At 39.6% G+C, this 25,848-nt stretch carries 13 protein-coding genes and 5 tRNA genes; 2 read left to right on the top strand and 16 right to left on the bottom strand.

Going from position 1 to position 25,848, the window contains the following annotated elements; translation table 11 throughout:
* Nucleotides 1–35: 35 nt before the first annotated feature.
* The 6 genes from BLR54_RS06715 to BLR54_RS06695 form a co-directional block, all read right to left on the bottom strand.
* Complete coding sequence (locus tag BLR54_RS06715) at nt 36–10,805, bottom strand: fibronectin type III domain-containing protein (protein WP_090418552.1); 10,770 nt, start codon at nt 10,803–10,805, stop codon at nt 36–38.
* 243 nt (nt 10,806–11,048) lie between these two features.
* Entirely contained in the window at nt 11,049–11,660 is a 612-nt protein-coding gene (locus BLR54_RS06710; protein ID WP_090418549.1) for a Fic/DOC family protein, read from the bottom strand.
* Between the two features lie 4 nt (nt 11,661–11,664).
* Entirely contained in the window at nt 11,665–11,862 is a 198-nt protein-coding gene (locus BLR54_RS14830) for a hypothetical protein (RefSeq protein WP_143008406.1), read from the bottom strand.
* Nucleotides 11,863–12,042: 180 nt separating this feature from the next.
* Nucleotides 12,043–13,953 carry an ABC transporter ATP-binding protein gene (locus BLR54_RS06705; protein ID WP_090418547.1) on the bottom strand — a complete coding sequence of 637 codons (1,911 nt, stop codon included), beginning with the start codon at nt 13,951–13,953 and terminating at the stop codon, nt 12,043–12,045.
* Nucleotides 13,953–15,716, bottom strand: coding sequence for an ABC transporter ATP-binding protein (locus BLR54_RS06700; RefSeq protein ID WP_090418545.1), 1,764 nt, complete (start codon nt 15,714–15,716; stop codon nt 13,953–13,955). Before BLR54_RS06700 ends, BLR54_RS06705 begins: the two co-directional genes overlap by 1 nt.
* Before the next feature lie 3 nt (nt 15,717–15,719).
* Nucleotides 15,720–16,202, bottom strand: coding sequence for a MarR family winged helix-turn-helix transcriptional regulator (locus BLR54_RS06695; RefSeq protein WP_090418542.1), 483 nt, complete (start codon nt 16,200–16,202; stop codon nt 15,720–15,722).
* A gap of 285 nt (nt 16,203–16,487) precedes the next feature.
* Here BLR54_RS06695 and BLR54_RS06690 point away from each other — a divergent pair, with 285 nt between their 5' ends.
* Nucleotides 16,488–17,057 carry a TetR/AcrR family transcriptional regulator gene (locus BLR54_RS06690; protein ID WP_090418538.1) on the top strand — a complete coding sequence of 190 codons (570 nt, stop codon included), beginning with the start codon at nt 16,488–16,490 and terminating at the stop codon, nt 17,055–17,057.
* 91 nt (nt 17,058–17,148) lie between these two features.
* Here the strand turns inward: BLR54_RS06690 and BLR54_RS06685 are convergent, their stop codons facing one another.
* On the bottom strand, nt 17,149–18,087 hold the full coding sequence (locus BLR54_RS06685) for an ROK family glucokinase (RefSeq protein WP_090418535.1): 939 nt from the start codon (nt 18,085–18,087) through the stop codon (nt 17,149–17,151).
* 24 nt (nt 18,088–18,111) lie between these two features.
* Complete coding sequence (locus tag BLR54_RS06680) at nt 18,112–20,172, bottom strand: transglycosylase domain-containing protein (protein ID WP_242871211.1); 2,061 nt, start codon at nt 20,170–20,172, stop codon at nt 18,112–18,114.
* 475 nt (nt 20,173–20,647) lie between these two features.
* Between BLR54_RS06680 and BLR54_RS06675 the strand changes: the two genes are divergently transcribed.
* On the top strand, nt 20,648–21,682 hold the full coding sequence (locus tag BLR54_RS06675; RefSeq protein ID WP_242871210.1) for an aldose epimerase family protein: 1,035 nt from the start codon (nt 20,648–20,650) through the stop codon (nt 21,680–21,682).
* 157 nt (nt 21,683–21,839) lie between these two features.
* Here the strand turns inward: BLR54_RS06675 and BLR54_RS06670 are convergent, their stop codons facing one another.
* The 8 genes from BLR54_RS06670 to BLR54_RS06635 form a co-directional block, all read right to left on the bottom strand.
* A complete protein-coding gene (locus tag BLR54_RS06670; protein WP_090418532.1) occupies nt 21,840–22,778 on the bottom strand; it encodes a transketolase family protein in 939 nt (312 codons plus the stop codon).
* 2 nt (nt 22,779–22,780) lie between these two features.
* Nucleotides 22,781–23,605 carry a transketolase gene (locus BLR54_RS06665; RefSeq protein ID WP_090418529.1) on the bottom strand — a complete coding sequence of 275 codons (825 nt, stop codon included), beginning with the start codon at nt 23,603–23,605 and terminating at the stop codon, nt 22,781–22,783.
* Between the two features lie 32 nt (nt 23,606–23,637).
* On the bottom strand, nt 23,638–25,062 hold the full coding sequence (locus tag BLR54_RS06660; protein WP_090418526.1) for an ATP-binding protein: 1,425 nt from the start codon (nt 25,060–25,062) through the stop codon (nt 23,638–23,640).
* A gap of 338 nt (nt 25,063–25,400) precedes the next feature.
* Nucleotides 25,401–25,473 (bottom strand) — tRNA-Phe (locus BLR54_RS06655).
* 6 nt (nt 25,474–25,479) lie between these two features.
* Nucleotides 25,480–25,553: transfer RNA gene (locus tag BLR54_RS06650), tRNA-Met, on the bottom strand.
* A 13-nt stretch (nt 25,554–25,566) separates the two neighbouring features.
* Nucleotides 25,567–25,648: transfer RNA gene (locus BLR54_RS06645), tRNA-Tyr, on the bottom strand.
* A 31-nt stretch (nt 25,649–25,679) separates the two neighbouring features.
* Nucleotides 25,680–25,752, bottom strand: a tRNA-Val gene (locus BLR54_RS06640).
* Nucleotides 25,753–25,773: 21 nt separating this feature from the next.
* Nucleotides 25,774–25,847: transfer RNA gene (locus BLR54_RS06635), tRNA-Asp, on the bottom strand.
* Nucleotide 25,848: the final 1 nt, after the last annotated feature.

Genomic DNA, 25,848 nt, shown 5'->3' with positions numbered 1-25,848 from the left:
AGCTAATCCTCTAGCCTCCTTTTATTAAATTTAGCTTACTTAATAGTTACTGGCTTCACACTTGAAGCATTAACCTTTCGAGGCTCGTTGTCGCCTTCGACAACATATCCCTCTAAGTGTACATAGTAGGTCTTTCCTGATGTAAGGCCTGACTTAGTGAACTTACCAGTAGATGCTGGAATGATTGCAAGAACCTTTCCTTCATCATCTTCTGTCTCAGAGAAGTAGATGTAGTACATATCTACTGTATCACTTGCAGCCATTGTTATTGTGGCCTTTCCAGCCTTCTTGCTAATAACATCAATATCTGTTGTAGATATATCTGTTGTTGCCTTAATGGTCTTCTCATCAGCCTTTATTCCTTCGTTTGCTCCAGCGTATGCAATTGCAGCAATCTCATAGGTTGTGCTACTTGTAAGCTGGTCGAAGGTGTATGTGTTGCCAGTCAATCCAGAAACTGTTCTGTAGCTTACCACGTTACCATCGGAATCAAGCTTACGAAGGATAAGTCTTGTTCCATCTGAATACAAATCTCTTACCCACTTCACAGTGAGACTTGTTCCTGTATTCTCTGTAACTCTAAGGTTTGCAACGCTCTGAAGCTTAATAGTGTATGTCTCAGTGGTTGTTCCGGTAATCTCATCAGAAGTTCCTGTTAATACTACTTCTGCATTGCCATATACGTAGTTACCATATTCAACACTATAATCGCCATCACCATTGTCGTCCCTTGTTAGTGTTATTTCTTGAGTCTTACCGGTCTTCAAATTCTTAGAGATAAGTAATACTTTTAATGCAGGTGTAACGGCTTGTCCAGTATATCTTGTTGTTTCCTTTTGAAGAATAACACTTATTCCTTCACCGTCATCATCTGCGTCACCCATATAAGTATCAGACAATGATCTTGGAAGAATTCTATAATCCGCTTCTGTATCGCCTGTCTCCTTACCAACCTTGTAATGAATTACAGCTGTAATCTTTCCACTAGCACCGGTAAGTGATGTGAAGTCATCTGTTTCACTAGTCATATCACCGTTTCGGTAGTATTTAATATCGGTGATAGTAGCTGTTGGATAGTTCAATCCAAAGTCTGGAACGATAGGATATCCAGTGTATGCATAGCTTTCCTTATAGTTGGTAGCTTCAATCTTGTCAGGATTAAACTCAATACCATAGTTAATAGACTTGTCGCCCATCCAATAGCCAGAGCCCTGACCAGTGTAAACTACAGTACCATCAGTGATGTATCCATCTGTTGATGAGTAACCTGTTGGCTTGTAATCTGTATCAGTCTTAAGAATATAATCTTCATCCAAAGCGTTCTGCTTACGTAGAATCAGATAGATTCTTGGGCTACCATAGGTAATGTTTGTACCGGTGTAATCCTGCTCAGGGATGCCCTGAACATACTCATTACCTTCTTTGTAGTATACATCTGTGTCACTTAAGTTACCCCAAATGTAGTACTCTAAGGTCTTTGAACCTCGATAATTTCCAATACCTTCAACAATTACAGTAGCTACACCAGGCTTGATATTATTTTCGTAATCAACTTGATAATCCTGGTTTTCTACCAAAGTACGAGTTCCATTAGTAACTTCTACCTCTGGTCTGATTTCCTTACCGTCATCGTACTCATACTTATTTCCATCTACACCATTCTTGAAGCTTACAATGAAATCTGTCTCAATATTGTGCTGCACGATGATATAAGCAAACTTGTAGGCGATTGAATCACTGGATGTTGTGTAGTAGTTACCTATATCATTATCGCTTGTACCCTTGAACTTAACAATCATTGTGCTATAGGTCATCAAGGTAACTACATCACTTGAATCCTTACTATAGGTGGTAACTGTATTCTCATTGTCATAGGTGATATCAAGGTCTGACTCTTCATCGATTATCATACTTGTTGTACCATTTCGACCAAGAGTTGTATCTTTTACTGTTACCTTTGGTTTAATGCTCTCACCGTTGTATACAGCATAATAGTATCCAACGAACTTATCGGCCTCTGTCTGGCTCATTATTCCAGTGTCTACCAAGTACTTCTTTGCTGTTCCTGATTCACCTGCGGTGAATTTAGATACAGCATTTCCGGTTACCTCAAATTTCAGTACTCCATTGTCTGTAGCCATTGGATTTTCGTTTGTAAACATTTCGGCAGTATCAGTAATCTGCTTTCTTGTTATTACATACATCTGAGACATAGTTCCACAGTAGTTACCTATACCTGTAACAACTACATTCTTGTAGCCTGCTGTGATAGATTCATCCTCATCATCTGCTGCATCTGTGTAAGAGATTGTATAGTCTCTATCTTTTCTCAGATTTGTTCCATTGTTCTTTACTGTAACGTCAGGAACCTGCTGCACTCCATTATAGGTGTACTGCCATCTTGCTTGGTTAGTTGTTGGATGGTCATAAGCACTATCATAATGATCATAGGTGGTTGTTCCAACCTTGTAGCTAATAGTAAGACCAGTCAATGTATTTATATTCTTACCAATATTGTATGGCAGCGTAATGCTACCCTTGTAATTTCCCTTACCAGTAATAGTTACTGCAGGAGAATCTGCTGTTGGTAGGGCATGGGTATCATCATCCTTAAGTGTCTTAGACCAAGCTGCTGAACCAGCCTTAGTGTTGTTAACCACTGCCACTGTATAATCAGTGTCCTTGCTAAGCTCATGACCATAGGTTACAACACCTGTTGTAGTATCAATACTCTTTACAGCGCCATCATCTACAATAGAGATAGTAGGTGCATTTGTAGGATTATCAGTAGCTCCCACATTTTCTACATCATATACATAGATTGTAAGAGTATCTCCTGGTACTGCGCCGTCAGTCTGGCTTACATATCTCTTGTTAGTTGAATCATATGTCCATGAACTACCTACGAAGGCATTTCCAGCACCACTATAGTAGTGATGATAGTTATTTGGAAGTGAACGTTCAGTTACTGTGAAGTCTTTTTCTATGTACTCAGCACAGTTTGCACTATCAGTACCATCGATTCTAATCTTATAAGCGCCCTGATCCTTAAGCTGTGACTCTACACCATTCTTAAGGACTGTAATCTTATAGTCAAAGGCTGTTGTACTGTCTTTATAAGAGATAAGCTCCTTATCGCCAATCTTTACAGTAATCTTGTCGTATGGATCAATGATAGTTCCTGTCCACTCTGTTTCTGATGGGTTAACAGTAATATCTGTACTTCTTAAATCAAGCTTTCCGATAGGGAAGTTTTTAATTACATCTCCAGAAGGAACTACATAGTTCGAGCCTGTTCCTGCTGTTACCTGAACAAAGCCAGTTCCAACAGATGTATTATTACCATATTTAACAATAGCGTAATCAACACCCTCAGTTAGTGGATGTGTTCCATTCTTTACAGTGATTGCTGGCTTGACTTCCACACCTGCGCCTGCATAATATGCGTCAGCCACTGTAATCATATCTGCAGTAATAGTTTCAGGCGTAATGGTAAAGGTTTTCTGTGTTCCTCCAGAATATCCATTTATACCCTTGATTGTTACACTAGCTGTTCCAACATTTACATTTCCTGAATAAGATACAGTGTAGTCTGTATTCTTCTTTAGAGTTACATCATTATCAATCTTTACAGTAACTGTTGGCTCAAGTGGATCACCAGTGAATATATGTGTGTCGTACTCAAGAGTAACAGTTGCATTTGCAATATCCACACCTGATACAGTAAAGGTATCGTTAAGCGTTCCATATACCTTAGTTGTATCTTTAGGTTCTGCCAAGATTGGGTAATCACCCATCTTTTTAACAGTCTCAGGAGTAATGGATACTAATGAATTTGTTGCCAACTTGTGATCGTAAATAATTATCTGAGCATTAGATCCATCAGCCTTCTTCAAGCCATATGCTGCATAAATTGTTGCAGGAACAGCAATATCACTTCCTGTATATGGGATTCTATCAATTTCGACACCATCTGCATCATATTTTATCTTTGTATTTGAAGATCCCAAATTGTACTTAATCTGGAAACTAAATTTATTTCCTGATGTCTTTCCTGTTATGAAGTATTTGCTTTCGTCTGTAGGCACAATTACGGCATACCAAGTACCAACATCAACTGCATCTGTGCTGGTTGCTGTTGCTGTGTAATCTGTTGTATAAATTACAGCATAATCACCCTGCTGAGCAGCTGTCTCAGCCTTTGTGGCACCCTCTAACCCCGCAAAGGATACAGTGACAGCCTGTCCAGTATATTCATATACAGTACCACTATTCATTGTAATTCCTGTATATGTTCCAAGATCTGCAAGGAAGTATACTGTAGCAGATGTAGCTGTTCCACCTGCAGTTGTTGTTTCATACTTACACTGGGTTGCAGAACCCTTACATGCACTATCAGCCTTTCCTGTTACTGTGATATTAAGATCTGGTCCAGGCAGCTTATCTCTTGCTCTTGTGACAGTTACGTTACCAAGTACTGGAGTAATATCATTAAGATTTCCTCCATAAGTTCCGCCGCTTTCTCCTACCTGTCTATAAAGAATAACAGGTGTTATATCCTGAGTAGGGATTCCATCAGCGCCCAACTCATAACTTGCTTTCTCAATATATACCTTTGCATATACGCTGCTAAGGTTTAATACATGATTGAATGGCACCTTAAGATAACCGCTGTATGCGTTCAAACCATGTAAATAAATATAGTTTGTTCCGCCTACACCAGGTTTATTATTTGCACCCTGAATAGCAGTCTCTGACGAAGTTGATGTTTGCGCTTTAATAGCTGTAAGAATACTTCCATCCGTATCTGCAGTCACTATTTCATAATCAGTACCATATTCAAGCTCGGTATCTCCAACCTTTAAAGTTAATGTTGTTGAATCATTTTTATCTTCTACTTTTCCCTTAATTATTTCTGCTGTTCTTTTTACAGACTCATAAGGAATATCACTAAGCGTTGCAGAATATGTCTCAATGGAATTTGTATTAACCATATAGGTCATGGTAATAGTCTGCTTTTCGATATTGGTATGAGCCTCAGAAATAGCTATAGTAATAACCTTCTTGCCAGCCTTTTCTGTTAAGGTTGTGCCGTTCTCATCCACTATGCTAATACTATAATCTGTACCTGCTGTAAGCTTAGTTACACCATCCGTTGCATATACAGAAATCAGTGGATACTGTGTACTTCCATTATATTTATATGCAGTATAGTAATCCTTTGTGTCATCAGAAAGATTGTATGTGAAGGTTGTAACAGAGGATTCATTTGTTGTGTCGGCTACCAATACTGGTGTATCAGAACCGTCACTATTCTTAGATCTCTTAATCTTTACATAGCCTTTTACAACCTTGTTATTTAATATCTTCTCACCCGTAAAGTTTCCTACACCTGTGATTGTTGTAGTAACTGAAGATGATGTTACATTTGGTCCAATTTTATAGGTTGCTGGTTCATAGTCCTTTTTTGTTCCACTATTAAGCTCATATGCCTTAATCGCGGTACCATCATTAAATGAAAGTTTTGGAGTAATGGTAATTGCTGTATCTAACTCACCTTCATAACGATGTGCCTCTTTACCATCAGAAGAAACTCTACTATCCATTAATGCTGGATAAATGTCGTAGTAGAATTCTACAGTACCATAATATTTATTTGCTCCATCCTTAGCCGCAATTGTTACATGAACAGTGTTGAAGTTGGCACTTGTCTCTTCGCCAGCTCTTCTTGAAGCATAATTACCTGTACCAAATTCTGGAACATCAGTAATTGTATAATCTGTACCTGCCGTTAATGTTGTAGCAGCTGTAGAATCTGTATAAAGGATAATCTTTGGCGCATAGTCAGAAGAGCTACCTCGCCATCTTACTGTATTTGCAAGGGAGGTCGCTTCTGTTCCATTATTTTCCATCAAGGTCTTCAGTAGTGCTGTATTCACAAACACATCTGATCCTGTTGTCTGGTATGCTGCGTTAATTGTAATATACGCATTAGAAATATCACTACCTACTGTATAGGTAATGGTTCTTGTACCTGTGTAATTTCCGCGACCAGTTACGGTTATAGTCTTCTCTCCTGCAGATGTAATATCTGTTGGATATGTGATTGTATAATCACCAGTGTTAGCTATTTCTGCACCTGTATCTGGGTCTACATCAGGACCACTAAGTTCATTTCCATTTACTGTAATTACAATATTTGATAATTCAACAGGACTTCCTGTCCATGCCTTCTGGAAATTATCATCCTCTGTAGCAGACCAAGTAATATCATCTGAAGATATATCTACAGGCTGGATGTTAAAGTAAACTATCGCATTATTATTTGCGTAGTCATTAAGTCCTGTTATCTTAAGGCATGGTGATGTTGATGAATAATCAGTACTTGTATTTACATCTGTAGAATAGCTATTATATGAGGCGCTATAATCAGTATTTTTAGTCAAAGTTTCCCCATTACTACCAAGTACCTTAACACTACCGTTATACTTACTTCCTGTATAATAGGTTACTAAATTAGGGCACCTATAATATCTTGTGTATCCTACTGTATTACCATCAACTACAATTGGATCTTCCTTCCAATATTCAGCCTGATACTTTCCTGCAATCCAAATTTCCTTATAGGCCTTTGTATTGGTGCCAATTGTGAAGTTTATAATGGCTGAACCTGTAAGGTTATTCTTTCCTGTAATGGTTATAGTAGCTGTTCCAGGAGAAATATTATCTACATAGCTTACAGTGTAATTTGTGGTTCCCGAACTAGAGTCACTATAGTTATAAATCTCTGAGTATGAATCAAAGCTTACACTTACGTCAGGATATTTAGCAAATCCACTATAAGTAAGGTCAGGGGTTCCATAAATTGCGACATCACTGTCTGTTAATGTATGTGGATTAATCTTGTATTGATACTCAGATCCACTAAGCGTACCTGTATAATTTCCAGCACCTGTTATAACCGGACTTACTTTTCCCTCATTTATATAATTGCTACCATAGTTAATTGTATAGTCCACACCCTCTTCAAGATATGTACTGCCATATTTAATAGTTAAATCTGGCTCAGAAGCTTCTGTATAACTAGAAGTAGACCAAGTCTGTGGTACACCATCTGTAATTGTTTCTACAGTCTTTAAAGTATCTCCTGATACCGCCGTAGACCATAAAAGTTTTGCTCCTGTAAAGGTCTTTATCTTGGCATCATCTCCAAAGGTTTTTGTAATGACTGCATCAGACAGTGGACGCTTCACAACTTCATATGTGGCAGTTACCACTGGCTTTCCAACATAGTTTCCTATAGGAGTAATAACTATATACTTTGTTCCAACATTCTCGCTAAATTCAGTATGATTATCCGCATCAGTATAGCTATCATATACCTCATATGTATAATCAGTACCATTAGTAAGTGCTCCATCCAAACGTACAGTCAAACTAGGGATACCAGATGGAGAAGGTTTTGTCTTAGTTCCATCAAAGTATCTAGAATATCCTGTTGCATATCCATTCTGATAGGTTCCGTCATAGGTTGTACCATTGTCACCAATTCTAACAACTAAGTCAAGCTCATAATTTGCAACGATTGTATATGATTTCTTTTGGAATGTTGTGGCATCAAAATTAACACCCGCACCTGTTAATTTTACATATGGAGTGTCTGTTGTATTTATATGATCTACTGGATAAGTCTCAACATAATCAGTAACATCAACCTCAACACCTGTATCAGTTGCTGATTGATAATTCAAATATACCTTATAGTCTGTGCCCTTTGTTGGCTCCACTACCTTTCCTGTGTGTGGGAACTCTCCCGTTCCATTAGTCCATACTACTGTGGTGTTAGCCATATCAGCCTTCTGAATATTAAAGGATGTCATAACACTTCCCGTATATCCAGATCCAGCGTTCATTGTAAATACTATTGCCTTCTTACCAGCATTTTTTGGACTTGCTGTCGCACCATTTGCTGCATAATCTGCTGCTGAATACCCATCTACATAATCATAAATTGCATAGGTTGAATTACTGTTCTTTATTACATTAGTTACTGCAACGCTATTTGAATTATAGAAGGTTACCTCACTCCAACCTGCATCCGTAACTGCTGTCAAAGTGTAGTCTGCACCTGTGTAGTAGCAGCTCTTTAAGCGCGATGCACCACTAAGCTCTGCTGTGATTACTGAAGATATGTCTGTAGGTGTGTAATCCACAGTAACCTCTCCAGTAAAGTTACCAATACCAGTTACTGTAACTGTGTTTGTTATTCCATTTAAGCTATCAATAACAGCCGTAAAGTCTGTTCCATAAACTGGTGTTACCGCCAATGCATTATTACTATTGACGTTGGTTACAGCTGAAATGCTACCTCCAGAAATGGTAAATTCAGCAGCCTTAAAGGCATTCTGACTATCTGTGGTACTGGTTGTAGCTATATTTAATGGATTGATTGTAAAGTATCTGGTATAAGTAAGTGTGGTTGTTCCTGCCTTATAAGTTACCGTTACTGTTGCTTTACCTGCCTTAGTATTATCTTTCCAGGTAAGTCCAACACCGGTGCTTACTGGTGTTCCGGTTGAATCCTTATATAAATTGACTGTAGGCTTTATCTCACTTCCTGTATAGTCAGTATCGTAGCTAATAACGTCCCCTATAGCATCTACTCCACCAATTTGAATATTCAAAACAACAATGGTAATCGTAGCCGGCGTTCCACCATTAATAGATGCTGAAATTGTAGCTTCTCCTGATGAAAGTGCTCTAAGCTTTGCTTTCATTGCACCATTTGCAGTTACGCTTGCAACCGCACTTGCACCGCTAGTCCATGTAACTGTTCTTTCTACTGATGTATCAGACAATACTGCGGAAAGATCTATAGCTGCATCGCTAGATGCCATTTTTGCTACATAGTACTTTCCATCAGAACCTATTACAAGTCTTGTATCATCTGTGGTTATGTTTGTAACAGAGTAGTCCCCTGGAGGAGTATCTGTTAAGGTCATAGTGTCATCATCAAGATAGAAGGCTCCTTCTATTCCAGAATTAGTCCAAGTCGAACCAGTACCCTTAACCCAAACTACAGATTCTCCTTTGTTTGTGCCATATGCAAGATTAACAATATTATCATTATGGGTTATTACAATTGCGTAGGTACTACCTGCAGAAATATATCCATTACCTGTTGTCTTCTCTGCTAAATCAATATCGATGGTGTAGTAACCTGTCTTGGTAGCCTTAAAGCTTTCTGTACCTGTTGCAATCTCTGTACCTGATGTTGGGACAGCAGCAGATGTAGGATTTCTATATACCTTTGCCTCAAATGAGTATTCCTCATTTTTCTCTGCATAGATGTCAAATTTTGCCTTATTAATCTTAGTGTATGCTTTTGCATTGCTTGCTGTAGCAATAGCTGCAAAGGACTGATATGTATCAAACTCTTCATATGTAAGACTTGAGGTTGATCCAGTAACATATGTAGAGAAGTGCTCAGCCTCAAACTCTACCTCGTCACCCTTTACTTCTGTCTCTATTTCAGTAATCTCATAATCATCTTCGATTCGATATACTGTAACCTCTTCTTCATCTGCTGTTTCTATTTCTTCCAAACCACTGAAGCTTACTTTTAGAGTGTCGTCATTCTCGTTTGGTTGATACTTTTTTCCACCAGCGTCGTATATATTGATATTGAAAGCTTCATAAGCAGTAAATACGCCTTCATCTAATCTTTCATTAACAATTCTCTCAATAATCTTTGTTCCAGCTCGATAAATTGTTACCTTAGAATGTCTTGGCATCATACCAGAAACAGTTACTGTGGTATCTCCAAAGGTCTGAGAGTAGCTCTGCTCCTCAAGTGTCATATCAGCCGCGCCACAACACTCACAGAGGCCATCTTCTCCAAATTCATGAGCTTCTATTATCTCTTCACCACATTTGCTGCACTTCTTTGTATGGGTGCCATCCTTATTGTCGACATATTCCCATTCGTGCTCACATTCTTCAGGCTCCTCATATCCACAAAGCTCACACTTGCCCTCTTCGTTAAGCTGGCAATTCTCTATTGTCTCCTCACCACACTTGGTACATCTCTTTGTATGAGTTCCATCTTCATTAGAAACATATTCCCACTCATGCTCACACTCTGCTTCTTCGGTCTCCTCAGACTTCTGATATCCGCAAAGCTCACACTTACCTTCTTCATTGAGGGTACATCCCTCAGTAGACTCCTGACCGCACTTAGAGCACTTCTTCACATGAGTTCCGTCTCCATTAGATGTGTAGCTCCAATCGTGCTCACAATCCTCATCAGTCTTATCCTTATCTTCTTCAACTATAGGGTTACCGTTTTCGTCAAGCTTAGGTTCCTCTTCTTTGTTTTCGGCATCAGTTTCATCATCAGGGTTTTCAGGGTTATTTATATTCTCAGGGTTTTCGGCATTTTCAGGGGTAGGGTTTTGGGCATTACTTTCAGACACTCCATCATTCTGAGTGTCTACATTTTCTTCCTGTATAGGATTTCCGTTTTCATCAACAACTGGCTGCTCTGGTGCAGGCTCAGCAGCTGGTTCTGGTGATGGTTGTTCCACATGGGACTGCTCTACATGGCCGCAGTTGTCGCAGTATCCATCTCCTTCTCCCACCGGCTGCAGCACGTTGGCAGCATAGGTTTGCTCATCCACATACTCGCTGCAATTGTTTTCCTCAGTGGCCACAGCAAAAATATCATTTCCCACCATGCTTCCAACCATGAAAACACATAGGAAAAACGCCACTAATCTTTTAATCGCCTTAATGTTCTCTTTCATAGGCCAATTCCCCTTTACAGTAAAACCCCTTTTCCTGTATCTTTCTTGATTATTTGTAGGTATTCTGCGTTACTTTTAGATCACATTTTTCTATAAAAAAGGACGCAAAGAGAGACGCAGTTATACTACTACAATTTCTTTATCGGCTTTAATTATTAACAATTTTATAACGCTGTAGGGAATTAACTATGAAATAATTGTGAAAAGAATAAGGATTATGCACTTTTTTACGGTACATAATCCTTATATCTCTACTAGACATTTATATAGCAGCTGTTCGAAAGGCTCATAGTTGAGAATTGAGCTTTCCTTGCTGGCTAGAATCATATCGTTTTTGGTGGTCTTGGAGAAGTCTATATCGAAGTGATGACTGTTCTTACAAATGTATTCGATGAAGACTCGTTGGGCTCGACCATTGCCTTCTCTAAAAGGATGAATCATATTGATTTCACCAATAAGATAAGCAAGCTTCTTGGCCATTTCTTCCTTGTCGCTTACGTCCTCAAGATAATTATTGGCAATAATCCAATCCTGAACCTTTTTAAATTCTATTTCTATAAACTGAGTGAGGCAGAAAATGGTGCCTTTTGAAATGTCCACCGTGCGAATCTTACCGGCCCATTCATAAATATCCTGGAACAAATACCGGTGAATTGCGCAAAGATGGTCTAAAGAAAAATCTCCTGGGATAGGGCGCTGGCTGATTTCAAAGTATCTAGCAGAAGAAAGCTCCTGCTCAGCCTTGAATAGCTCTTCCTTATCCATGATGTTTAGTTTGTTTTTCAGGATGTGAGTGTGTGGATAACAGTACTGGCCGTTATCCTCGTACTCATATCGATAATACTCATCCATCATAGGCTTATCCTACTGAAACATACCTAGATGTAATCTCGCGAACTACATCTTCAACATCAACTTTTTTTTCAATAATCATTCTACCGCGTTCAATCTCCTCTGGAGTGAGAATCATATCCTCCATCGCAAATGAAGCTTTGATGCTAGCGATTTTCTCGTCTGTAGACATTCGTCTCTCCTTATTTATCGGTCTAAATTCCATTTTCCTCAACTCGCTCCCGTATTTTCCGTACGTCGTATTACTGTGAAAATATTATATCATAAATCGTAATATAAAAACAGCTAGGCGGTAGCCATCAAGCTCTTAGATCTCTCAAGCGAAACATTCCACGTTGAGCGGAGAGACCTAAGGCTTGTAGGCGTAACCGACTAGCGTTGTACATTAGGCGTTTTGTATTTTCCCAGTATATAGTTGATAGTACTTTCCACCTTCACCAATTAATTCCTCATGACTGCCTCGCTCAATAATGCGTCCCTGGTCTAAAACCATGATACAGTCAGAGTTTCTAATGGTAGAAAGTCTATGGGCGATAACAAAGGTTGTACGTCCATGCATCAGCTTATCCATACCATCCTGAACAATCTTCTCAGTTCTGGTATCAATAGAAGATGTAGCTTCATCTAGAATAAGCACTGGTGGATCTGCGATAGCTGCTCTTGCAATGGCAAGAAGCTGTCTCTGTCCCTGTGAAAGATTTCCACCATCACCAGTGATTACTGTGTCGTAACCCTTTGGCAAACGATGGATAAAGCTATCTGCGTTAGCAAGCTTTGCTGCTGCAATAACCTCTTCATCAGTGGCATCCAACTTTCCATAGCGGATGTTATCTGCGATTGTTCCTGTGAAAAGATGTGTGTCCTGAAGAACGATTCCAAGAGATCGTCTCAAATCCGCCTTCTTAATCTTGTTGATGTTGATACCGTCGTAGCGAATTTTTCCATCAGCGATATCATAGAAACGATTTATAAGGTTTGTAATTGTGGTCTTTCCTGCACCTGTAGCACCAACGAAAGCGATCTTCTGTCCAGGTGTAGCAAAAAGCTTGATATTGTGAAGTACTGTCTTATCAGGATTGTAAGCAAAATCCACGTCATCGAAAACAATATCACCTGTAAGCCACTGGTAGGTAGTTGTGCCCTCAGCCTTGTGATAGTGCTTCCAAGCCCACTTTCCTGTACGCTCCTCACACTCAACTGGCTGTCCATCCACATCCTTTGCATTTACAAGCATTACATAGCCTTCGTCTGTTTCTGGCTCCTCATCAATAAGGTCGAATACACGCTCGGCACCAGCCATAGCAAGAACGATTGACTGGAACTGCTGTGACACCTGCATGATTGGCATAATAAATGATCGAGTAAACTGAAGGAAGGAAACAAGAGCACCAAGGGTAAGTCCTGTCCATCCGTTGATAGCAAGGGTTCCACCTACTACCGCACAAACTACATAATTAACATTACCAAGCTGTGCATTGATTGGTCCAAGGCAGTTTGCAAGGCGGTTAGCTTTGTAGGCATTCTCGTAAAGGCCTTCGTTAAGCTCATTGAACTTTTCCATTACCTCTTCTTCATGACAGAATACCTTTACTACCTTCTGGCCCTTCATGATTTCCTCAATATTTCCGTTTACGGCACCAAGGGATTGCTGCTGCTTGCGGAAATATCTTCCTGAAGTTCCAGCTAAAACCTTTGTGGCAAACACGATAATAGCAACCATAAGGATTGTCACACCTGTAAGAGGCGCTGAAAGCATACACATGTAAACAAATACTGTAATAATAGTGATTGCACTGTTGAACATCTGTGGGAAGCTCTGTGAAATCATCTGTCTAAGTGTATCAATATCGTTAGTGTAAATTGACATGATATCACCGTGAGCATGACTATCAAAATAGCGAATTGGAAGGCTTTCCATCTGCTCAAACATCTCGTCTCTCAAATCCCTAAGGGTTCCCTGAGCTACGAAAATCATAATCCAGTTGTAAAGGAAGGTTGCTACTATACCGATTGCATAGAACACTATCAGCTGGCCAATTGCCGCTGCAAGTGGTCCGAAATCCTTGCTTCCACTTTCCACCATAGGGATAATGTAGGAATCAATCAATTCCTGCATAAAAGCTGTTCCCTTTGCATTACAAATAACTGCAAGGAATATACAAACAATAACAACTAAAAGCTGGATAGCATATCTGCTTCCAATGTATTTAACTAGTCGGCCAAGAACTCCTCGCCTTTTGGCCTTTTGCTCTGCTGTGAGCTTTTGCATCTGTCCTGGTTGTGGTCCTCTAGGCATTAGTCCTCGCCTCCTTTCTCAACTTTATCGAAGTCACCGCTGCCGGCGCCTGTCTGCTGCTCGAAAATCTCTTTATAAATTTCGTTTCTGTTCATGAGTTCCTCATGTGTTCCGAAATCATTCACTCTACCATCATCCATAACGATGATTCTGTCTGCATCCATCACAGAAGAAATACGCTGTGCAATAATAAGCTTTGTAGTATTTGGTATTTCTTCCCTAAAGGCGCGGCGGATATTAGCATCTGTTGCTGTATCTACTGCAGATGTAGAGTCATCGAGGATAAGAATCTTTGGCTTCTTAAGAAGCGCTCTGGCGATACATAGTCTCTGACGCTGTCCACCAGATACGTTTGTTCCACCCTGCTCAATAAAGGTGTTGTAGCCATCTGGGAACTTCTCTATAAATTCGTCAGCGCAAGCAAGCTTGGCTGCATGCTTTACTTCCTCATCAGTAGCCTCTTTATCACCCCAACGAAGGTTCTCAGCTATTGTTCCTGAGAAAAGAACGTTGTTCTGAAGCACAACAGATACCTGATTTCTAATAGTTTCAACGTCATAGTCCTTTACGTTGATTCCTCCTACAACTACCTCGCCCTCATCTACATCGTAAAGACGAGAAATCATAGAAACAAGTGTAGACTTTGCTGAACCAGTTCCACCAAGCACACCGATAGTTTCTCCCGATTCTATCTTTAGATTGATATGGTCAAGTACAGGTCTATCTGCTGTCTTATTATAGCCGAATACAACATCCTTGAATTCAATAGAACCATCAGCAACTTCATATACTGGGTCAGGCCCATTTGTGATTGTTGTCTTCTCTTCAAGTACCTCATAGATACGCTGCGCACTGGCAACTGACATGGTAACCATAATGAAAATCATAGCGAAGAACATCAATGACATAAGGATGTTCATACAGTATGAGAAGAAGGATACCAATTCACCTGTTGTAAGAGTCTGATCAATAACGATAAACTTTGCACCAAACCAGCTAATAAGTATAATGCTGGTGTAAATAACTATAGTGTTAACAGGCATTGTGAAGGCTATCATCTTTTCAGCTGTTGTGGCTGCCTTATAGATTGCACTACTTCCGTTTTTAAACTTTGTTTTTTCGTATGCTTCACGAACATAAGCCTTTACAACACGGATACCAGTAACATTCTCCTGCACTGACGCATTCAAATCATCGTATTTCTTGAGCATTGCTTCGAATAATGGACGTGTCTTTGTAAGTACAAATGCCATAAATCCAAGGATTACAAACATCGCACCAAGGAAAACACAAGCAAGCTTTGCGTTGATCTTGAAAGAAAGAATCATTGCAACTGCTACTGTAACTGGAGCTCTGAAGCCCATTCTAAGAATCATGATAAATGCATTCTGTACATTTGTAACGTCTGTAGTAAGACGTGTTACAAGACCTGCGGTAGAATACTTATCAATGTTTTCAAAAGAGAAGGTCTGAATGTTCTCAAACATCTTCTTTCGAAGATTCTTTGCCAAGCCGGCAGATGCCTTACTTCCGTAAACGGCACCCATAATACCACCAAAAAGACCAATGAATGCACATATAAGCATCTGTCCGCCAATCTGATAGATTTCTTTCATGTTTCCAGCTTCTATACCCTTATCTACAAGGTCAGCAATCAATAGTGGAATAATCATTTCCATTGCAACCTCAAGAATCATAAAAACAGGAGTTATTATGGCTGAAAGCTTATATTCCTTAATTTCCTGTAAAATTCTTTTAACCAAATTTTATTCCTCCTTCTGCAGCTTTACATATGATTTATATTCTGCTGCATTTTTTCTAAGCTTCTCTAGCACGTCCAACAACATCTCAATTTGTTCCTGTGGAATGCCTTGAGTGATGTAGTCGTCTACTTCCATTATCTGAGCTTCAGCAAATGCCGTAAATTTACGCCCCTCTTCTGTGACAACAATCTGCTTTTTTCTCGCATCGCTATCAACAGAAACCTTTTCAATATATCCGGCCTTTTCCAGATATTGAATCATATCGGCCAAGGATGACTTAGGGAAATGAAAGACCTTTTCCAAATCCTTCTGGAAGATAGGACCTTCCTGGCGTTCCAAATATCCTAATAGCCAACCATGCTTCATGGTGCACTGACCCTGACTTGTGTCTATAACACCACGACTAACGGCATTTCTTATTTCTCGAGAAGCACAATCAAATAGAAAGCCTAAGTGTATTTTATCATCAAATTCTCTCTGCACCATTTCTCTCCTTTCCTTAATTTTTCTTGAAAAATCCCTCTTTTTGGGACTATTTATATAGATTTGTTCGACCTCGGATTGTCCGATTCCGAATAGTTCGCCTTCGAACTAATTCGCATTATACACCCCAAATTGTGTCCAAGCAACAAAAAAAATGTAAATTTTCTATTAAAAATTCCACTAGGGCTTTTTTCCGTGGTATAGTAGACAATGAACTAGATAGAACTCAATTGTTGACTTCAGATAAATATTTTTTGGGGAAAAAATAATTAAAAAGGAGCACGTCTTATGAGAGAAAGAAGTAAAGATTTAAGAGTTAGGAGAACTATCAATTCCATTAGAAGAGCTTTCTTCGAACTCGTTTTAGAGAAGAATTATAATGAGATTTCTATTACTGAGCTTACTGAAAGGGCAGGTATTAACAGAAAAACATTTTATCTTCATTTTTCATCTTTGGATGATTTTGTTTCAGAGATTGAGGAGGAGATTGTTTCTGATATCCTCGATCACATCGGAAAAAATGCAGAGGATTTCGATTTAGCAGGATGTATTAAGAATTTCTACCTGTACCTAGAGTCTTGTAACGAGGTTCAGCAGAAGCTTCTTTGTGATGAGCATTATTCATTCTTCTATGAATCTGTTACAGAAGGAGTTCTTAGAAGTCCATCCTTCTCAAGATTCTTTGAGCGCACAGATTATCCATCAATCGTACGTTCATATACAATCTCTATTACCTTTATTTATAGAGACTGGTTAAAGAGCGGCAAGGAGATTCCATTTGATATTCTTACAGAGCAGGCTTCTAAGATTGTAGAAAGTGGCTACTCTGGTATTTTGAGTGCATCTAAAAAAGCTTGAACAATGTAATTGTGCTCAACCACATATGTAAATAAAGAGCCAAGCTATTAACTAGCTTGGCTCTTTTATTGTTCAAACTTCCTGTTTTCTATTAAAGAATGAGCTTCATAGCTCCATAGATTCCTGCATCATTTCCAAGTGTTGCAAGAGTAATTTTTGTGTTCTTGCAGCCGTGGAAGGCAATCTGATTAAATCTGTACTCTACTTCATCGATAAGGTACTGTCCTGCCTTAGAAACACCACCGCCGATAACGAAAGCCTCTGGGTTTACAACGCATGAAATAACCTGTAAGCCCTGTGCAAGGTACTCACATGCTCTCTTAACAACTTCCTTAGCAACAACGTCACCCTTCTTAGCCTCGTCAAATACTGCCTTGGCATCAAGAGTCTCTACTGTTCTAAGTGAGCTTGCATCCTCGTTCTGAGCAAGACGAATCTTTGCAAGACGAGCGATACCAGTAGCTGAGCAATACTGCTCAAGACATCCCTGATTTCCACATCCACAAGAGATTTCCTCTGTGTAATTAACTCTGATATGACCAATCTCTCCTGCTGCACCAGCTGAACCGCTGATGATATCGTCATTGATGATAACACCGCCGCCAACACCAGTACCAAGTGTAACCATTACAGAGCTAGAATATTCTTTAGCTGCGCCCATCCAAGCCTCGCCAAGAGCTGCAACGTTTGCATCGTTACCAGCCTTAACCTTAAGACCACCAAGGCACTCTGAAAATTCTTTTTCAACGTTGAATACACCCCATCCAAGGTTTACACAACGATTAACAACACCATCCTCAGATACTGGTCCTGGAATACCGATTCCAACGCCCCAAATATCCTCATCAGCGATGTTCTTCTCTGACATTTTATCTCTAACAGCCTGTGCTAAATTCTTAAGAATATTAACACCTCCGTTAGAAGTATCTGTTGGAACTTCCCACTTGTCGAGAAGCTCTCCTTCTGTGGTAAACAAACCACATTTGCAAGTTGTTCCGCCTAAATCAAGGCCAAATCCATACTTTGCCATTTTAAAACTCTCCCTTTCACATTCCTATTCTGTTGTGGTAGTAATTTCAATATCTGTTGCATTATCAGGTATTGCTCCCGCTGGAACCGAGGTTCCATCGAAGGTTTGCGTAATAACTCTGTAGGATGGTTGCTCCTCCTGTGGTTCCTCCTCAACTTCTTCACCTGGGTTTTCCTCGTCGAAGACCCCATAATCTTCGTCCTCTAGCTCTTCCTCGTCGCCCTCTTCAAGGTCTTCAACTTCCTCCTGTTGCTCCTCTGTGCCAATATATTCTATCGGCTTTTTAAATGGAACAGGAGTAAGGCCTTCATGGGCTTTCAGCATGTATTCCTGCCATATCTTTGCAGGATATGATGAGCCAGTAAGCCCTGGCACCTGCTTTGGAAGATCATATCCAACCCACACACTGGTGGTGTAGTAGCTGGTGTATCCAACAAACCATCCGTCTCTATTACTATTTGTTGTGCCTGTTTTGCCACAGGCCGGCATTTCACCAAGGTTTATACCCTTAGCTGTACCGTCAGTCAATACAGATTGTAGCATATCTGTCATCGTTCGTGCAGCATTTTCTTGATAAACTTCAATTTCCTCTTCTTCTTTTTCGTATATTACCTCACCCTTTGCATCAGTTATTTTTTCAATGCAAGTAGGATTTCTCATATAACCATCGTTGTAAAGAGTTTCGTATCCCTTTGCCATTTCAAGCGGACTCACGCCTATTGTGAACCCACCAAGGCAAGCTGCCATTCCATAATCATCCTTTTCAATATGAGAAAATCCCATTTTCTTCAGGTATTCCATTCCCGTTTTTGGTGTTAGTTCTTCATACAGTTGCCATGCTATAGTGTTCTTTGATTTTGCAACTGCTTCCCGTAAAGTAATCTCCCCAGAGTAGGCTCCACCTGCATTTTCAGGTCCTTCCTCCAGCTTTTCATCTATTACTACTGTTTCTGGTGTGTATCCTCGTTCCAAGGATGGAGTATAAACTATGAGAGGTTTAATGGAGCTTCCAGGCTGTCTGAAGCTTTGGAAGGCTCTATTTAAAGTGTATCCTGTTACCTCTTGGCTTCTACCTCCTACAATAGCAACTACCTTACCTGTTTTATTATCAATGGTTACAGCTGCTCCCTGAAGGGCATAGATTCCCTCCTCATTCACATCTGTAAACTCCTCTAGATTTGTATCTATCACTTCCTGTAGCTGCTTCTGCAAATCCAAATCTATAGTTGTGTAAATTCTATAGCCTGATGTAAATAAACTTTGATTCCATTGATTATAGGCTTCCTCATAAGCCTTCTCGTAACCTGCTTTTCCTTTATCAGTAGTAAAATCTGTTTGAAATTCGAAGCCGTTAACCTCCATCAAGGCCCTGGTAGCGCAGTAGTATATATAAGTTTCTACATAATTATTTTTAGTTCCACTTGTTCTTGTAAGAGTTATCTCTTCAGCAATTGCACTCTTATAGGTGGAACTGCTGATTACGCCGTCATCCAACATGGCCTTCAAGATTAGATTTCGTCTTTTTATTGTATTCTCCGGATTTGCAACAGGGTCATAATATGTAGGACTATTTGGGATTGCCAGCAGGAAACATATCTGTGATAAAGACAACTCTCCCAAATCTTTGCTAAAATACCCTTTTGCTGCTGCCTTTATACCGTAATATCCATTAGCAAAATATATATTATTTAAATAGAATTCTAAGATTTGGTCCTTAGAATATTTTTTCTCCATCTCAGAAGCTATATAAATCTCCTCTACCTTTCGCTGCCAGGTTTTCTCGTTTGTAAGGAAGATGGTTCTGGCTAGCTGCTGTGTAATGGTACTACCACCTTGGGTGATTTCCTTCTTTCGAATCATCGCATACATAGCTCTAGCTATGGCCTTATAATCAACACCATTGTGCTGATAAAACTTTTTATCTTCTATTGAAATAATCGCTTGGGTAACATATGTAGGAATTTCCTCAAAAGGAACATAATAGACATCCTTCTCACCCTTAAGCACAGATATAGTATCTCCATGGTCATCATAGACAACGCTTGTCTCAATTTGTCTAAAGGTTTCAGGACTAGAACGCCGCACTATAGTAAAAGCTTCCGTTTTTAACTGGGAAACCTTCGCTCCATAGCCACTCAAATAATAAATAGAAACGCCTGCAATAACAATGAGTAGCAGCAATATTTGAATTCTTATCAGGCGCATGAGTTTTTTATCTCGCGCCTTAATTGTTTGCGCAGTTCCACTCATAACTTCATTGTAAACATTTGGGGTTTTCTCTACAATACAAGCCACTTTTTCTCCACACAATCTTCAAATTATATACATATCTTGTAACAACCATAATTTTCATAATCATTATTACTATCCACTTTTTATTCTAATAATTCATAATCCGCTCAAAAATGTCATATCCTTTACGTATTTGATTTGAAAATTTATGTAATTGTTCTCTACTTCTTGTATTTACAAGTATAGACAAGTATTATATTTCTTAGGTTTAAAGTCCCAAACTATTTATTTTTGGGGCGTATTATTATATCTATTAGGGAGGTTTATCGTGGAAAAAGAAAAAATTGGCGTAACTGCTAATAACGAAGACATTATCGCCTACACTCTCGTAAACAAAAACGGTATGCAGGCTAAAATCATGAATTATGGATGTAACCTTCTGGAGCTTTGGGTTCCAGACAAGGATGGTATCCTTTCAGACGTTGTTTTAGGATATGAGAAAATTGAGGATTACTTTGTAAATAGTCCTGGTTTCGGATGTTGCATCTGCCCTAACGGCAATCGTATCGGTGATTCTAAGTTCACTCTTAACGGTGTTGAATATAAGCTTGATGCTAATGATGGAAAGAATAATCTTCACTCTGGTTTCAATCCTATGCACAAGCGTATCTGGGATGTTGAATCTGTAGATGATAGCCATATCACATTTACATGTCATAAGGCAGACTTGGAGTGCGGATTCCCAGGAGAAATGGATATCACAATCACATATACTCTTTCTGATGACAATGCCATAAAGCTTGAATATTCCGGGGTTTCAGATGTTGATACAATCTTCAACCCAACTAATCACAGCTACTTTAATTTGAATGGTCATGACTCTGGTTCAGTTATGAATCATATTGTTTGGATTGATGCTGATAGATATACTCACACAGATTCAGAGTCTATTCCACATGGTGAATGCCGTGAAGTTAAAGGAACTCCAATGGATTTCACTACTCCAAAGTCTCTTATCAAGGACACTGAGGCAGATTATGATCAGCTTAATTGGGCTGGTGGTTTCGACCACAATTACTGCTTAAACAATCACACTTTAGACAAGCCATCTTGCACACTTGAAGATCCTGAGAGCGGAAGAAAGATGGAAGTTTACACTGATTTACCTGGCGTGCAGCTCTATGCAGGCAACTATCTTGATTCATCACACATCGGCAAAGGTGATTTCCCTTATGACAAGCGCTACGGTGTATGCTTTGAGTCACAGTTCTTCCCAAATGCAATAAACGTACCAAGCTTCACTCAGCCTATAGCACACGCTGGTGAAAAAGTACACTCAACTACAATATATAAGTTTGTATAAATTTTATAACCCACTGGTCACGGCAACAAGCCTTAGTATTTCTCCGCTCATCTAACACGATTCGCTAAAGAAATCTAAGAGCTTGTTTCCTACCAGTTCATCAAAAAAGCCAACCCACTGTAATGTGAGTTGGCTTACTTTTTCTTTACGAATACGATTAGATAAATGATTTAATCTGCTTGTAGATTCCTGCAGCATCAAGCTCGTACTTCTCAAGAAGCTTTACAGCTGGGCCTGACTCTCCGAAAGTATCCTTTACGCCGATGCGAAGCATCTTTGTTGGGCACTTCTCTGAAAGAACCTCTGCTACTGCTCCACCAAGACCACCGATAACTGAATGCTCTTCAACAGTAATAACCTTACCTGTCTTTGATGCGCTCTTTACAATAAGGTCTGCATCGATAGGCTTGATTGTGTGGATGTTGATTACCTCTGCATCAATACCATCTTCAGCAAGCTTCTTAGCAGCCTCAAGAGACTCATTAACCTCAAGACCTGTAGCGATGATTGTGAGGTCCTTGCCTTCCTTAAGAACAACACCCTTACCAATTTCAAACTTGTAATCTGGATTATCATTGATTACAGGTACTGCAAGACGTCCAAATCTAAGATAAACTGGGCCGTCCATCTTGTAAGCAGCCTCTACAGCAGCCTTAGCCTCAACATCATCTGAAGGGTTGATGATTGTCATACCTGGGATTGTACGCATAAGAGCGATATCCTCGTTACACTGATGTGAAGCACCATCTTCACCTACTGAAATACCTGCGTGTGTAGCACCAATCTTTACATTAAGGTGTGGATAACCTACTGAGTTACGAACCTGCTCAAAAGCTCTTCCTGCAGCAAACATAGCAAATGAGCTGCAGAATGGAACCTTTCCTGTGCTAGCAATACCAGCAGCGATACCAACCATGTTTGACTCTGCGATACCACAATCAATATGGCGTTCTGGGAAAGCTTTCTTAAAGATACCTGTCTTTGTAGCTTCTGCAAGGTCTGCATCTAAAACTACAACATTATCATATTTCTCACCTAAAGCAACGAGAGCGTTACCGTAGCTCTCACGAGTTGCGATTTTCTTAACGTCTGCCATTCTTACTCACCAGCCTTTCCCAATTCTTCCATAGCAATTGCATATTCCTCATCGTTAGGAGCTTTTCCGTGCCATCCTACCTGATTCTCCATGAAGGATACACCCTTGCCCTTTACTGTCTTCATAACAATTGCTGTAGGCTGTCCCTTTGTCTCTCTAGCCTCTTTAAAAGCAGCTCTGAGCTGTTCAAAATCATTTCCATCTGCTACTTCTACAACATGGAAATTGAATGCTCTAAACTTGTCTGGGATAGGATATGGGCTGTTTACGTCCTCGATACGTCCGTCAATCTGAAGACCATTGTTATCTACGATTACGCAAAGATTATCAAGATTCTTAGCTGCAGCAAACATAGCTGCTTCCCATACCTGACCTTCCTGAATCTCACCATCTCCAAGAAGTGTATATACTCTATAGCTTTCATTTGAAAGCTTAGCTGAAAGAGCCATACCAACTGCAACAGAAATGCCCTGTCCAAGTGAACCTGATGAAGCATCAATACCTGGTGTATGCTGTACACATGGATGTCCCTGAAGGTGTGAACCAATGCTACGGAGACCCTTTAAATCCTCAACTGGGAAGAAGCCTCTCTGTGCAAGTGTAGAATAAAGACCTGGTGCTGTATGTCCCTTAGAAAGCACGAATCTATCTCTGTCCGCCTTCTTTGGATTCTTAGGATCAATATTCATCTCTTCAAAGTAAAGGTATGTAAATACCTCTGTTGCTGATAATGATCCGCCTGGATGTCCAGCCTTAGCAGCATGAACACCTTCAATGATGCCCTTGCGGACTTCAATCGCTGTTTTCTTAAGCTCTTGATTTGTCATTTTTCTCCTCCTAATACTTGTAAATCACATTATTATCTCATCTCATCTAGCGTAATAAGCATAATGTTTTTAATAGCAGATGAAATGGTAATAGCATTTTCATGGAATCCTGCGTTTGAGAACACAAGATAGAATGCATCGCCCTGTCTATGAAGCTGCTTTGTCTTCTCAATAAGAAGCTTTAACTGAGCAACCTCTATAGGTTCATGGTTGTAGTAGCATTGAGCAAATATAGTTGCAGATTTGCCCTCACACTTCCCTAATGAAACAAGATCGAAACCATCTGTTGTTCCTGCTTCGTCATCGTTTACCCACCAGTTACCGATTTCCTCAACTGTGAATGGTAAGAGATTCTTATCGCTCTGGTCTGCAAGGTACTCGCCACAGATTTTGATGAATACTGTTTCCATATATTCATCCATGGATTTTTCTACAGCCTCCCAAAGTGCCTCTATATCACCAGCAACATAACTATCGTAGTTTGGAACAATCATCTTGTACCAAAATAATGTACTTGTACTTACGATAGAGTATCGTGTTTTCTTTCTATTAGTTATCTCAGTAATGGCTGTATCCTTTGTACATATGCCAATTGACATTAATGAATTAAGATAAGGTACAACAACATCCTTTGGCTTTTCAACCTCAGCAGAAATCTGATTAACACGATTTAATCCCTTTGCTAGGGCTGCAAGCATATAGTTATAATATGCTAGCTCTCTAAGCTCAGTAGCCATAACCTTTTCAGGATTAAGACCAAGCTGCATTTTTTTATCTAAAAATAATTTTGTTGTGATAGCTTTAAGTTTGTTATCTTCTGTGATTGTTGAAAGTCCATATTCCTCAAATCCTGGTACTCCCAATAGATTTGCAACTCTAACTAGGTTGTAAGGAATTCCGCCTGTAATACCATAAAGATATGCTGCTTCCCTAGGGCTTGCATCAGCAAAAAACTCACAGGAATCATAGAATCCAAATGGCTTAACTTCCAAATCTAGATTAATATCTGCTTTCCATATAGCTTTCTTGCCCTTAACGTATTTATCAATAAGAACAAAGGCATCAGAGCAAAGAATAATCTTAACTGGTAAATTCTTCCACTGTTTCTTCACATAGCTATGTAATAAATAATCAAAATCAGAATCTGCCTTAACAAAATTTGGATATTGATCAATGACAATGAGCTGCTTTTCATCAGCTGCTCTCTTAGTGATTTCTTCACAGAATGCTGTAGCAGTTAATCCCTCTATATCCATAAGCTGGCCTAATCTTTCTAACTGGTGCTTTCCAGTTGTTTCATAGGCCTCAAAATACAGGGCATTCTTATCTTTTATAAATTCCTGAAGGAGTGTTGTTTTACCAACCCCTATGGAACCTGATACTACAGCAACAGAAACATTATTTCCCTCATAAAAACCATTTAGTAATTCTAATTCGTTTTTTCTACCTATAAACATAACACCTCTCCTTTGCTCGCATATGTGCGCGTGCAAATCTATGGTATCACGTTTCAACTATTACTGCAATATTATCAGATAATTTGAATATTCTTTTGATATTTCTAAAATATTATATAGTTTCTTAAAACCATCTTCTTTACTTTAGCATTATCTCCTATAAAATGCAAATTATCGCTCTCTTTTTTTACCAAATAAGGGCAAAAAACTAACACTTCTCTTTAGGATAGTAGCTATTTGTTGTTTATTATTATATTTAGTGCCTTGTTCAACTCTAAAGGAGAAAAAAATAAAACCCCTCAAAGAACTACTTTGAAGGGTTTTAGATAAAAAAATAGTGCCCAGAGTCGGAATCGAACCAACGACACGAGGATTTTCAGTCCTCTGCTCTACCAACTGAGCTATCTGGGCACGTAGTTGCGGGAGATGGATTTGAACCACCGACCTCCGGGTTATGAGCCCGGCGAGCTTCCAGACTGCTCCATCCCGCGATATTAAAAAAGATGGGCGGTGGTGGATTCGAACCACCGAAGCAATTTGCAGCAGATTTACAGTCTGTCCCCTTTGGCCACTCGGGAAACCGCCCATATTATTAACAATAACTATATTCTATTAAATGGGACCTACAGGGCTCGAACCTGTGACCCTCTGCTTGTAAGGCAGATGCTCTCCCAGCTGAGCTAAGATCCCAAACTGATAATTTAATTTAAACGACCCCAGAGGGACTTGAACCCTCGACCTCCGCCGTGACAGGGCGGCGCTCTAACCAACTGAGCCATGAGGCCA

This window comes from Pseudobutyrivibrio sp. YE44 (genome assembly GCF_900104335.1).
Taxonomy (GTDB): Bacteria; Bacillota; Clostridia; order Lachnospirales; family Lachnospiraceae; genus Pseudobutyrivibrio.
This window is presented reverse-complemented; position numbering and strand designations above follow the sequence as displayed.